We start from the raw sequence: 12,628 nt of genomic DNA on the forward strand, positions 1-12,628 counted from the left end.
TTGCCCGGCGGCTCACGCGCGAGGCGTGAACCGCCATGGCACACCTCCGGCTAACTCCGCATGAAGCCTTCGCACTCGCCCTCCGCCCAGGCGAGCGTGGTCTCCATCTTCTCGCCTTGCGAGAAACGCAGCGCCATCTTTGTCAGCGTCGCCTGGAAGTAGATCTGCTGCGCGATCTTGGGCGGCGCCGGTGACGCTGCAATCGACAGCGTCTGATGGTTGTACGGGTTCGGATAGTGATAGAGTGTGCCTTTCGGCGGCCCTTCTTCCTGCCACGTCTTCAGCGTCGTCATGTTGGCATAGGCGGGCAGATCGTAACCGCCGCTTGCCGCGACGAACTTTTCGATCGATGACGGCTGTGACAGATAGGTGAGGAGGCTCTTGGCGGCTTCCTTGTTCTTGCTGAAGCTCCAGAGACCCCAGAAGTAGGGAAGATAGGGCGCGTAGCGGCCCTTCGGCCCGGCGGGGAAGCCGTGGGTCCAGCACTGCTCGGCGACCTGAGGTGCGTCGCGCTTGGCGACGGCCCAGGCGCTCGGCGGGTTCAGGATCATCGCGCCGCGGCCCGAGATCAGCCATTTGTTGTTCGAGGCGTCATCCCAGGACGGCGCGTCCGGCGGCAGGAAGGCAATCAGCTTCTTGTAGTATTCGAGGGCCTGGCGAACCGCGTCGGTCTTCACCGTGACGTCGCCCTTGGCGTTGACGAGCTCCGCTCCGAACGACTGGAAGATTGCACCCGCAGTGTCGACGCTGTCAGTGGTTTCGCCGAGGCCGATACCGAAGGGGAAGCCGCCCTTCTGGCAAGCCTCGGCCGCCTTCAGGAACGTGTCCAGGGTCCAGTTGTCGGCTTTCGGCGGCCCGCCCACAGGATACATTTCCTGGACGTCGATGCCAGCGTGCTTCTTCATCAGATCGATACGGGAGCAGGGCCCCTTGATCTGGCTGCCCGGAGTCGCAGGTATGGCGAGCCATTTGCCGCCGGCCTGGCCGAGATATTTGACGGTCCCGTTGACGTCGCCGTTCTGCTTGATGAGCGGCTCCATGACGTCGTTGAGCGGCTCGAGATTTTCCGCATAGGCATGCGGCCACCAGGTCGGCATCTGCAGGATGTCGTGGCCGGATTTGGCCTGGGCTTCCGCCGCGACCGTGAGCTGGATCTTGTTGTTGTTGCTGGTGATGTAGTCGATCGAGACTTCGACCTTCTCCTTCGCCGCCCACTCGTTGACGAGGGCGGTGGAGGCATTGTTGGCGCCGGGCACCCAGTGGTCCCAGAAGCCGATCGAGACTTTGCCGGCGGCGTAAGCGCCCCGGACATAGGGCGCCGTGATCAGCGCCGCGGAGGACATTGCAGTGGCAGCCACAAATTGACGTCGCGTCAGTGCCTTGCGTGACATCTCGTTTCCTCGCTTGGGTGTTTTATTGTTCTGGTGTTTCCTCTGAACTCTTCCGAGTCTTGCTCTTGATTTTCATTTTCTTGTTGGCGTTTCTTGTTGGAATTCTTGTCGAACGCTCCTCGTTGGTGCCGTCAGCTTCGATCGCAGGTCACGCGAAGCGCGGCAAATTGGTAGCGCGATCAGATCATGATTGATCGCGTCTGTCGAGAAAGCCCGAATGGCGATCGTCTAGAACTAACGTTGTGCCCGAAAGCGCGGCAGTGCTTGCGGTGCGACGCGCCGGACGTGAACTGCGGCTGCTCCTTTTGCGACGCACACGTTACGCGACCCGGCCTGGAACGATCCGTGCGCAATTACGCCGCAGTTTCGAATAAGCCTGCATAACCGCTTCGCGAGAAAGACTTTTCGGGCGTGGACAGCAATTGGCGGCGTCTGGACCTCGAAGCGGCGGAAACGATAGTGTTGCACAGGCTAATCAGTTCGACGATGGAGACGAGAATGATCAACCCGGCGCCGCCAGCGCGGCTCTACCTGCGACGATCGCTCGCGCTGGGGTCCGTGCTTGCGCTGCTGCTCGGCGCAGCCGCAGTCGCGAACGCTCAAGGATTGGTCAAAGGCGTTCAGGAGGGGGCGGCCGCCGGGAACAAGGCGGCGGGTCCGGTCGGTGGCGTGCTCGGCGGTGCGATCGGCGGCGTGGTCGGCGTTTTCACCGGCGTGCTCGGCGTCGGCAACAATGGCAATCAGGCGCCGGCGGCCAAGGACGCCAGCAAGGATGCCAAGCAGCAGCAGGGCGCCGGCAAGGACAAGGATGCCAAGAGCGCCAAGGCGGGCAAGGGCGCCAAGGCGAGCAAGGAAGCCAAGAATGCGCCGCAGGACAACAAGGATGTCACGGTCCTCACCCAGAGCGGCGCGCCGCAACAGAGCGCCGAGCAGATCGTCGCCAACAGCGATTCCTATATCGAGCGGATCAAGACCGAACTGAATCTCACCTCCGATCAGGAGAAGCACTGGTACGGGTTCTCCAGCGCCATGCACTACCTGGGGCATAATGGTGCAGAGCGGCTCAACCTGCGGGTTGCGCGCGCCAAGCGGGATCCGCCCGACGACATCATCGAGCAGATGCGCAACGAGGCGCAGTTCCTGATCGACCGGGCCGCCGACCAGCGCAATGTCGCCGATGCCGCCGAACCGCTCTATTCGAGCCTCGACGACAAGCAGAAGCAGGTCTTCATCCAGGAGATGGTCCGCCTCAGCCACGAGCGCGGGTTGGATTGATCAAGTTGAATCGGATCGCCGGCGTCCGAATTAACGGCGCCCGCCACGAATTCGTGAATCCTCTCCGCAATTCGGGTATGATTAGCTTCGCAAGCTGACTGCGGGGTTGATATGGCGGACGGACTCTCCGTTTTCCTGGTCGAAGACGAGGCGTTGATCCGGATGATGATGGCTGAGATGGTGGAGGAGCTCGGCCACCATGTCGTCGCGGAAGCGGACAATGTCCGGGACGCAAGCGCCTTTGCGATGACCGCGCAGTACGATCTCGCCATCCTCGACATCAATCTCATGGGGCTCTACGTCGATCCCGTCGCCGACCTGATCGAGCGCCGCGGAAAGCCGTTTCTGTTCGCCACCGGCTACGGGCCGGAACTGCTGCCGTCGTTGCTCCGCCGCAGGCCGATCCTGCGCAAGCCGATTTCGATCGATCAGCTCAAGGCGATGATCGATTCGATGTTCCCGGAAGCCACTGCGAAGGCGCCGCACTGAGCGACGGCGAAGACGCCGCGCTGGGCGACGGCGCCGCGCTGAGAGCACCGACGAAAATGGCCGCCCGTCAGGGGCGGCCGATCGACGACGGAATTCGTTGGGTTCTCAGATCAGGCCGGCGGTGAGGTCGATGCCGCGCGCCATCAGGCCGAACGAGGCGACGAGGCCCGTGCAGCAGAACAGCAAGATGGTCTTGAACGAAGAAGCGGCGAAACGCGTTTCGACGGCGGCCGGCATCGCGGCGAGCGAAATCATGCTCATGTTCATTCCCCCCTTTGTTGACCCCTGAATTGCATCAGGTGAGGGAACTCTTAGAGCAAAAAGTTTGACGCGAGATTGCGAGGGATCGTTAACGGAATCGCAATCGGCTCGCGGAGTCGAGCCCTCCCGGCGCGGAATTGCAAGTCTCAGGTGCGGCCGTTCTTCAGCACCGTTGCGATGGTATGGGCGGTCATGGCGGCGCGGTCCGAGGCGCGCTGGGCGGCCAGCCGGTCTCGCGCCTTTTCCTCGATCAGGAGCTCGATCAGCGCCAGCCGCTTGTCCTCATCATCCGCCTCGGTCAGCAGGCGGTGATAGCGGTGATAGTCGAAGCCCAGATCCTGCTTACGCATGTCACGCCCCCGCAACTACGCCACACACTCAAAGGGGATTGTTTCTCATCGCGTGCAAACGAGCAAGCACGATCCTGCGTGGAACCGTTCGCGCGCTGCAATCAGCTGTGAATTACCGGAACCGCGCTGCCGGGCGCTCGCGCCTCAATCCACATTGTGGTCGGCGAACATCTTCAGGCCGACGAAGCTGGCATCGGGCTTCGTGACCAGCCGGGTCGGGATGTTGCGCAAATAGTCCTGGAAGCGTCCCTTGGCTTCGAAGCGTGCGCGGAAGGCTGAGGCTGCGAGGAAGTCCGGGAAGCGCGGCACGATCCCGCCGGCGATATAGACGCCGCCGCGGGCACCGAAGGTCACCGCGAGGTTGCCCGCGACCGAGCCCAGGATGGCGCAAAACATCTCCAGCGTCGCACGGCTGACCGGGCAGCTGCCGTCCAGGGCCGCCTTGGTGATGGCGGCCGCGTCGCGGTGCGGCACCTCGGCGCCGTCGATCTCCGCGAGTGCCTCGTAGAGGCTTTGCAGGCCCGAGCCCGACAGCGCGCCGCGCTCGATGGAGACATGGCCGAAACGCCGGCGCAGGCACGCGATCACCCGTTCCTCGCGCTCGTTCTCTGCCGGCAGGGTGGCATGGCCCGCCTCGGTGACGACGGCCAGCCGCGCCCCATGCCGCTCGACCAGACAGGAGACGCCAAAACCGGTTCCGGGCCCGACCACCAGCAACGGTTCTCCGGGGAGGCCATCTTGTCCGCCGAGCGGGATCAGATCGGCGGGCCGCAAGGCGGGCAGGGACCAGGCGACCACCTCGAAATCGTTGAGCACATGAACGCTGTCGAAGCCAAGCGTCGGCTGGAGCTCGTTGCCGTCGATGACCCAGGGGCTGTTGGTCATGACACAGCGGTTGTTGGTGACGGGACCCGCGACGGCCAGCACGGCTCTTTGGGGCGGCTCGCCGCCGGCCCGGCGCGCCAGCACGTCGACAATGGCCTCCTGGACGGTCGGGAAGTCGGCGACCTTCACATAGTCGATTGGTCCGGTCTGGTCGCCGTTGCTCGGTTCGCCTTGGCTCAGCGCAAAGCGCGCATTGGTGCCGCCGATATCGGCGAGAAGAATTTTTCCTGTCTTGCCGAGATCCATGGTCCTTCGGTTGCCGCGGCCTTGCCGGCCTTCGGGAACCTTTGCCTCCGCTCCTGATCCGATCCGCAGTTTGCGGACGGTTTGAGAATCCTCGCTTGATTGTGCCTAGTCAACACGGACGAGGCTAAACCGTTGCATCCTGGAGGCGATCCTTGGCCGCCAGCGCGATACGGCCACACGCAGTCGGTGGTTGCGAAGCCGCGCCGGAAGATCGACATTGGAGGGAGCGTCAGGCGCCGGTCGCGCCGGGCAGGTGGAATGGGCCCTTGCGATGAAGATTTCCGACCGCGACGTGCTGCTGGTGATCGACGTGCAGAACGATTTCTGCACCGGTGGGGCGCTGGCCGTGCCCGGTGGCGAGAAAGTCGTGCCAGCCATCAACCGCATCGCCCAAAAATTCGCCAATGTGGTGCTCACCCAGGACTGGCATCCGGGCAACCACGTCTCCTTCGCGGCGAACCATGCGGGCAAGCAGCCGTTCCAGACCATCGAGCTGGATTACGGCACCCAGGTGCTCTGGCCGACGCATTGCGTGCAGGGCACGGCGGGCGCCGAATTCCATGGCGAACTGGACGTGACCCGGGCGAGCCTGGTCGTGCGCAAGGGTTTTCGCCGCGGCATCGATTCCTATTCGGCGCTGTTCGAGAACGACCACAGGACGCCGACGGGCCTGCTCGGGTACTTGCGCGAGCGCCAGTTGAAGACCGTCTTCGTCGCGGGGCTCGCGCTCGACTTCTGCGTCCGCTTTTCGGCGGAGGACGCCCGCAAGGCCGGGTTCGAAGTCGTGGTGATCGAGGATGCCTGCCGTGGCATCGACCTCGACGGTTCCGTCTCCGCAGCCCATCGGAGTTTTGGCGAGCTCGGCATTTCCGTGATCAGCTTCGAGGCATTCCTGTGAGAAGCGCGAGATAGCCATGGCGGAGAAGACGGGCAAACAGCTGGGCGGGCCGGATCAGATTCCTGGCGATCCGCTGCTGTGGCCGTTTGCGGCCGCCCGGCTCGCCATGGAAGCCTGTTTCTGGTGGATGGAGCGCGGGCCGGCCGAGCCGGCCGACAGCAGCCTGCCATGGACGACGCCCAACACGGTCGCGCTGGAGCTTGCGACCATGCGCCTGCGCGACTGCACGAAGGACCGGTCCGGCCAGCCGGCGCTGGTCTGCGCGCCCTATGCGCTGCATCGGGCCCTGATCGCCGACTTCGCACCCGGCCACAGCGTGGTGCAGTCGCTGCAACATGGCGGCATCGACCGGGTCTATCTCACCGACTGGCGCTCGGCCACCCCGGACATGCGCTATCTCTCGATCGACAGCTATCTGTCCGATCTCAACGTCGCCGTCGACGAGATCGGCGCGCCGGTCGACCTCGTCGGCCTGTGCCAGGGCGGCTGGCTGTCGCTGCTCTACGCGGCGCGCTTTCCGGCCAAGGTGCGACGGCTGGTCCTGGTCGGCGCTCCGGTCGACCTGTCGATCGATTCCTCGCTATCCCGGCTCGCCCGCAATGCTCCGGAAATGGTCTACGACCAGCTCGTCGCGCGTGGCGGCGGCAATGTCAGTGGCGAGGAGATGCTGCGCTTCTGGTCCAGGACGCCAAGCCGCGAGGATATCGCAGCCGCCTTGCAGAAGGAGCTATCCGACGAGGAAGGCGCGGCGCTGCTCGCGCGCTTCGACCAGTGGAACGTGGAGACGCTCGATCTGCCGGGCACTTATTACCTCGAGATCGTCAACCGGATTTTCCGCGAGAACCGGATTGCCGGCGGCGACTTCGTGGCGCTCGGCCGCGCGATTGATCTGAAGGACGTCAGGGCGCCGATCTTCCTGCTGGCCGGGCTCGACGACGAAGTGGTGCCGGTGACGCAGGCGCTCGCCACCGCCGGCCTTGTCGGCACGCCGCCAGCCTTCATTGCGGCGGCCTCCGAGCCGAGCAATCATCTCGGCCTGTTCATGGGCGCACGAACCCACGTGCATGCCTGGCTCCGGATCGCCGAGTGGCTGCGCAACGATCTGACCGGCGTCCTGGCCCGCAGCGCCTGAGCTCGCCGGCCAGAGCGAGACGCAAATCCGTTATGCATGACGGCGGATGGCCTGCACGGGGCCAGATCGATGGGCTACATAGGGTGCGGAGCTGACGGCTGCGGCCGGCCGGGAAGAGATAAAGGTACTGCGCTCGATGACTTTCCACTCGATCTACGCCCACGGATTTGCGCGCGTGGCAGCCTGCGTGACCACCTCCCACGTCGCCGATCCCTCGGCCAATGCCAAGGCCATCCTGGCGGCCGCCAATGCCTGCCACGAACAGTCGGCGGCGGTTGCGGTGTTTCCCGAGCTGTGCCTGTCCGGCTATGCGATCGAAGATCTGGTGAAGCAGGACCCGCTGCTCGATGCGGTCGAGCGAGGGCTGGCCGCGATCGTCGAGGCCTCCTCGGCGCTGATGACCGTCCTGATCGTCGGTGCGCCGCTGCGCTTTGGCCATCGCATCTACAATTGCGCCGTCGTCATCCATCGCGGCAATTTGCTTGGCGTGGTGCCCAAGAGCTACCTGCCGACCTACCGCGAATTCTACGAGGGACGCCATTTCGCCTCCGGAGCCGGCATCGCCGGCGAGGTGATCGCGATCGGCGATCTGCGCGCGCCGTTCGGCGTCGATCTGCTGTTCGCGGCGGAGGACGTTCCGGGCCTGACCATCGGCGTCGAGATCTGCGAGGACATGTGGATCCCGGTGACCCCGGCCTCGGAGCTCGCGCTCGCAGGCGCCAGCGTGCTGATCAACCTCTCGGGCAGCCCGATCACGATCGGTCGGGCGCGCTCGCGCGCGCTGCTATGCCAGTCGACCTCGGCGCGCTGCCTCGCGGCCTACGTCTATTCCGCCGCCGGGGCAGGCGAATCGACCACCGATCTGGCCTGGGACGGCCAGACCTCGATCTACGAGAACGGTGTGCTGCTGGCCGAAGGCGAGCGGTTCCGCCAGGGTGGCCAGATCACGTTCGCCGACGTCGATCTCGACCTGCTCAGGCAGGAGCGCGCCTTGATGGGGACGTTCGACGACAACCGCCGGCAGCGTGAGGCGTTCTTCCGCAAGGTGACGTTCGCGCTGAAGCCGCCGGCCTCCGACATCGGCTTCCTGCGCAAGGTCGAGCGCTTCCCGTTCGTGCCGAGCGACGAGAGCCTGCTCGAGCAGGATTGCTACGAGGCCTACAACATCCAGGTCGCCGGCCTCGTGCAGCGCATGCGCGCGACCGGCACCAAGCGCGTCGTCATCGGTGTCTCGGGCGGGCTCGATTCCACCCACGCGCTGATCGTCGCCGCGAAGGCCGTCGACCTGCTCGGCCTGCCGCGCGAGAACATCCTCGCGTATACCATGCCGGGCTTTGCCACCGGCAGCGAGAGCAAGAGCAATGCGCTGGCGCTGATGAAGGCGTTGCAGACGAATTGGCAGGAGCTCGACATCCGCACCACGGCAACCCAGATGCTGAAGGATATCGGCCATCCCTTCGGCAAGGGCGAGAAGATCTACGACGTCACCTTCGAGAACGTGCAGGCGGGTCTGCGCACGGACTATCTGTTCCGCCTTGCCAACCATCACGGCGGCATCGTCATCGGGACCGGCGACCTCTCCGAGCTCGCGCTGGGCTGGTGCACCTATGGCGTCGGCGACCAGATGGCGCATTACAACGTCAATGCCGGCGTGCCGAAGACGCTGATCCAGCATCTGATCCGCTGGGTGATCGCCTCGCAGCAGTTCGGCGACGACGTCAACCGGACGCTCGCCTCGATCCTGTCGGCCGAAATCTCGCCCGAGCTGGTTCCGGTCAAGCCGGGCGAGAAACCGCAGAGCACCGAAGCTTCCGTCGGCCCCTACGAGCTCCAGGATTTCAACCTGTTCTACACGCTCCGCTTCGGCATGCGGCCGTCCAAGATCGCCTTCATGGCGCTCCAGGCGTGGAAGGATGTCGCCAAGGGCGAATGGCCGCCAGCGTTTCCGAACGATCGGCGCAAGGCCTACGATCTTCCCGAGATCCGCCGCTGGCTCGAAGTGTTCCTGCGCCGCTTCTTCGCCTTCAGCCAGTTCAAGCGCTCGGCCATGCCGAACGGCCCGAAGGTTTCGGCCGGCGGCTCGCTGTCGCCGCGCGGCGACTGGCGCGCGCCGTCGGATTCGAGCGCAGCGGCATGGCTCGAGGATCTCGAACGGAACGTACCGAACTGAATGGCGCGGCGGATCGACATTGCCGGTGAGACGATCTGATGTCGGCCGGGGAAGGCTCAGAGGCGGGTGAAGAGGCCAGCGTCGTCAACGGCCTCTACATCTTCGACATCGAAATGCGTGACGGCAAGCGCGGGCAGGCGAGGGGCGTGGTCGTGCTCTGCGACGGACGCATCATGGGCGGCGACAGCTATTTCTACTACACCGGCAGCTACACGTTCCGGAACGGGAAGTGGCGTGGCGACATGACCGTCAATCAGCACACCGAAGCGGTCGGCCGGTCTCTCGTCTTCGGAGGCAGGGAGGTCACCTGCGGCTTTTCCGGCGACTATTTCCCCGGCGGCGCGGAAGTCGAGGGCATGGCGCTGGTCGGCAAGATCAGCGTGACGTTCACGGCACGGCTGACGCTGAAGGACGCGGTGTGAGCGCGATCTGATCGGCTCACCGGTGAATGGCTTCGTTCCTGCTCAGGAACCTTCGCACCGACAGAACGTTCGCGTCTGTTGTTGTCCCGGCGGGCGACATCGTGGTCGCGACGCAAGGGCAGGGCGACTGCACGGTGACGATCGAGCCGCAAGCGCGCTAAGCGCCGGAATTGACGAGACGCGCTGAAACGACAACGCGCCGCCGGGCTGAATCAGCTCGGCGGCGCGTTTGCGTTCGATGTAGAAAGTTTCGAGGTCCGGAGTGCCTAGGAGTCCGGACCTCGTCACCTTGCCCCAGCCTTCAATCTCCCGCCCCATGTGGTCCCCCAACCCCGTGGTGCGCGATCAGAGGGTGATGCCCTTGGAAGTGGCCGCCGATCGATGTCCCGCGATGTACGTGAGATCGGAATAGGTTTCCATTCCGGATCACTACGGACACGAGCGAGCTTCTTTCTGCGCGCGAAGCTGCGGGCGCCTAAGCCGACGGCATGCTGCACAAGATCGATGCTGGCGATGCGCAGGATGTCCACATCTCCTCGCTGCCGCGGAACTTCGATTTCACGGGCCTGTCATTGAACTGGTCTAGCGCTGCTCCCGTCATCGCTGACGGCCAAGGAGCAAGCCATGTCGAAGCCGGTACTGGGCGCCGCATTGTCCATCAAATCGATCCCCGCGCATCGCGACTGGCTTCTGGAGCGGCAGCGCGACCTCGAGATCCAGGATTTTTTCCGCGCCGATCTCCTCGATAGCGACTGGCGCGCGACCGCCGGCGACATCAAGCAGATGCTCGCGGGCCACACCGGCCGTCTCGGCATCCACGGACCGTTCTGGGGCTTCAAGATCGACAGCCACGATCCGATGATCCGCCAGGCGGTGACCAAGCGTCTGCTCCAGGGGCTGGAGGCCGCCGAATTCCTCGGTGCGACGCAGATGGTGATCCATTCGCCGTTCACGACCTGGGACCACAACAATCTCGATCTCTATCCGGACAATCGCGGCAATCTGGTCGAACGGGTCAGGGCGACGCTTGCCGAAGTGATCGCGCGGGCCGAGACGACGGGCTGCGAGATCGTCATCGAGAACATCGAGGACAAGGACCCGCGCGACCGCGTGCGCCTCGCCAAGGCGCTCGAGAGCGGCAAGGTCCGCGTCTCGCTCGACACCGGGCATGCCAATTACGCGCACATCTCCACCGGCGCGCCGCCGGTCGATTACTACGCCGAGACCGCAGGCGACATGCTGACGCATGTGCATCTCCAGGACACCGACGGCTTCGCCGACCGGCATTGGGCGCCGGGCGAAGGCAACATCCCGTGGGTCGCCGTGTTCCGCGCGCTGGGCCGGCTGACCTCGAACCCGCGGCTGATCCTCGAACTCCGCAACCACGACGACGTCCGCGCCGGCGCAGCCCATCTCGCCGCGCTTGGCCTCGCTGAATAACCGACCTCATCAAGGGCAGGGCTTATCGTCATGAGCAAACTCACTCGTCGCACCATCCTGAAATCCGGCACCGCGGCCGCGAGCACGCTGCTGCTGCCGCGCTTTGCCATCGCGCAAGGCGACAACCGTCCCTCGGTGACGATCGCCGTGCAGAAGGTGACCAACTCGAACGTGCTCGACGTGCTGCGCGAGCAGTCCAATGTCGGCGAGCGCGTGTTCTTCTCCTCGATCTGGGAGGGCCTGATTTCGAAGAACTGGCGCGGCAGCCTCGAGGCCGTGCCGGGCCTTGCGACCGAGTGGCGCCGCATCGACGACCAGACCGTCGAGGTGAAGCTGCGCCAGGGCGTGAAATTCCACAATGGCGACGAGCTGACCGCCGAGGACGTGGTCTTCACCTTCAGCCGTGAGCGCATGTTCGGCGAGACCGAGGCCAAGAGCCGCTCCACCATCCAGGCCTTCGAGAAGATCCCGTCGCCGCGTCCGGGCAAGGAACTGCCGCCCGATGTGCCTGCGGTCGCGCGCCGCATCTGGCCGGACCTCGTGCGCGTCGACGCCGTCGACAAGTACACCGTGCGCTTCTACAACGCGACGCCTGACGTCACCATCGAAGGCCGGCTGTCGCGCTACGGCTCCGACATCATGAACCGCCGCGCCTGGGACGAATCCGCAAGCTATCTCGACTGGGCGCGCAAGCCGATCACGACCGGCCCCTACAAGGTCGTAGAGCTCAAGCCCGACGTCTCGCTGACGCTGGAAGCGCATGACGAATATTGGGGTGGCCGTCCGCCGCTCAAGCGCATCCGCTTCCTCGAAGTGCCGGAGGTCGCGAGCCGCATCAACGGGCTGCTCTCGGGCGAGTACCAGTTCGCCTGCGACATCCCGCCGGACCAGATCGCCGGCATCGAGAAGAACGCGGCGTTCGAAGTGCAGGGCGGCACCATCCTCAATCACCGCCTGACCGTGTTCGACAAGAACCACGCCCAGCTCGCCAATCCGCTGGTGCGGCGCGCCTTCACCCATGCGATCGACCGCCAGGCCATCGTCGACAGCCTGTGGGCCGGCCGCACCCGCGTGCCGAAGGGGCTTCAGTGGGAATTTTACGGCGACATGTTCAACGCCGACTGGAGCGTGCCGGCCTACGATCCGAAGCTCGCGCAGGATCTGCTGAAGCAGGCCAATTACAAGGGCGATCCGATTCCCTATCGCCTGCTCAACAACTACTACACCAACCAGGTCGCGACCGCGCAGGTCCTGGTCGAGATGTGGAAGTCGGTCGGCCTCAACGTCCAGATCGAGACCAAGGAGAACTGGTCGCAGATCATGGAACGTGCGCCGACGCGCGCCGTGCGTGACTGGTCGAACTCGGCCGCCTTCAACGATCCGGTCTCCTCGCTGGTCGCCCAGCACGGGCCGAACGGCCAGCAGCAGCAGATCGGCGAGTGGACCAACACCGAGCTGAACAAGCTCTCGGAGTTTTTGGAGACCTCGACCGACCGGGCGGCGCGCAAGAAGGCGTTCCGCCGCATGCTGGAGATCGCCGAGCGCGAGGACCCCGCCTACACGGTGCTGCACCAGAATGCGACCTTCACGGCCAAGCCGAAATCGATCAAGTGGAAGGCCTCGCCCGCCTTCGCGATGGATTTCCGCGCCGGCAATTTCGAGGTTTGAG

The 12,628-nt window shown here is 64.7% G+C and carries 12 protein-coding genes; 8 read left to right on the forward strand and 4 right to left on the reverse strand.

What is annotated here, in order from left to right; genetic code table 11:
- Positions 1 to 50: 50 nt before the first annotated feature.
- Positions 51 to 1,391 carry an ABC transporter substrate-binding protein gene (locus BM118_RS02510; protein ID WP_092181774.1) on the reverse strand — a complete coding sequence of 447 codons (1,341 nt, stop codon included), beginning with the start codon at positions 1,389 to 1,391 and terminating at the stop codon, positions 51 to 53.
- A gap of 498 nt (positions 1,392 to 1,889) precedes the next feature.
- Here BM118_RS02510 and BM118_RS02515 point away from each other — a divergent pair, with 498 nt between their 5' ends.
- A complete protein-coding gene (locus tag BM118_RS02515; RefSeq protein WP_177233959.1) occupies positions 1,890 to 2,666 on the forward strand; it encodes a Spy/CpxP family protein refolding chaperone in 777 nt (258 codons plus the stop codon).
- A gap of 111 nt (positions 2,667 to 2,777) precedes the next feature.
- Positions 2,778 to 3,155 (forward strand): response regulator, encoded by a 378-nt coding sequence (locus tag BM118_RS02520; protein ID WP_092181780.1) that lies wholly within the window; start codon positions 2,778 to 2,780, stop codon positions 3,153 to 3,155.
- A gap of 105 nt (positions 3,156 to 3,260) precedes the next feature.
- Here BM118_RS02520 and BM118_RS41105 read toward each other — a convergent pair whose 3' ends face one another.
- The 3 genes from BM118_RS41105 to glk all read right to left on the reverse strand — a co-directional run bounded on the left by BM118_RS41105 (position 3,261) and on the right by glk (position 4,897).
- The gene (locus tag BM118_RS41105) at positions 3,261 to 3,416 is read right to left on the reverse strand and encodes a hypothetical protein (RefSeq protein ID WP_177233960.1); all 156 of its coding nucleotides are present in this window, start codon (positions 3,414 to 3,416) and stop codon (positions 3,261 to 3,263) included.
- 146 nt (positions 3,417 to 3,562) lie between these two features.
- Complete coding sequence (locus BM118_RS02525; RefSeq protein WP_092181783.1) at positions 3,563 to 3,766, reverse strand: hypothetical protein; 204 nt, start codon at positions 3,764 to 3,766, stop codon at positions 3,563 to 3,565.
- A 144-nt stretch (positions 3,767 to 3,910) separates the two neighbouring features.
- A complete protein-coding gene (gene glk, locus BM118_RS02530) occupies positions 3,911 to 4,897 on the reverse strand; it encodes a glucokinase (protein ID WP_092181786.1) in 987 nt (328 codons plus the stop codon).
- A gap of 271 nt (positions 4,898 to 5,168) precedes the next feature.
- On the opposite strand from glk, the gene pncA reads away from it, so the two are divergent.
- The 6 genes from pncA to BM118_RS02560 all read left to right on the forward strand — a co-directional run bounded on the left by pncA (position 5,169) and on the right by BM118_RS02560 (position 12,627).
- The gene (pncA, locus tag BM118_RS02535; protein ID WP_177233961.1) at positions 5,169 to 5,795 is read left to right on the forward strand and encodes a bifunctional nicotinamidase/pyrazinamidase; all 627 of its coding nucleotides are present in this window, start codon (positions 5,169 to 5,171) and stop codon (positions 5,793 to 5,795) included.
- 16 nt (positions 5,796 to 5,811) lie between these two features.
- A complete protein-coding gene (locus BM118_RS02540; RefSeq protein ID WP_092181792.1) occupies positions 5,812 to 6,927 on the forward strand; it encodes an alpha/beta fold hydrolase in 1,116 nt (371 codons plus the stop codon).
- A gap of 136 nt (positions 6,928 to 7,063) precedes the next feature.
- A complete protein-coding gene (locus tag BM118_RS02545) occupies positions 7,064 to 9,097 on the forward strand; it encodes an NAD(+) synthase (RefSeq protein ID WP_092181795.1) in 2,034 nt (677 codons plus the stop codon).
- 38 nt (positions 9,098 to 9,135) lie between these two features.
- Positions 9,136 to 9,519 (forward strand): GrlR family regulatory protein, encoded by a 384-nt coding sequence (locus BM118_RS02550; RefSeq protein ID WP_092181798.1) that lies wholly within the window; start codon positions 9,136 to 9,138, stop codon positions 9,517 to 9,519.
- Between the two features lie 624 nt (positions 9,520 to 10,143).
- The gene (locus tag BM118_RS02555; protein ID WP_092181800.1) at positions 10,144 to 10,959 is read left to right on the forward strand and encodes a sugar phosphate isomerase/epimerase family protein; all 816 of its coding nucleotides are present in this window, start codon (positions 10,144 to 10,146) and stop codon (positions 10,957 to 10,959) included.
- Positions 10,960 to 10,989: 30 nt separating this feature from the next.
- Positions 10,990 to 12,627: an ABC transporter substrate-binding protein gene (locus BM118_RS02560; protein ID WP_092181803.1), complete on the forward strand. Its 1,638-nt coding sequence runs from the start codon at positions 10,990 to 10,992 to the stop codon at positions 12,625 to 12,627.
- The last annotated feature ends 1 nt before the right edge of the window (position 12,628 follow it).

The sequence above is a fragment of the Bradyrhizobium sp. cf659 genome (assembly GCF_900113725.1).
GTDB lineage: Bacteria > Pseudomonadota > Alphaproteobacteria > Rhizobiales > Xanthobacteraceae > Bradyrhizobium.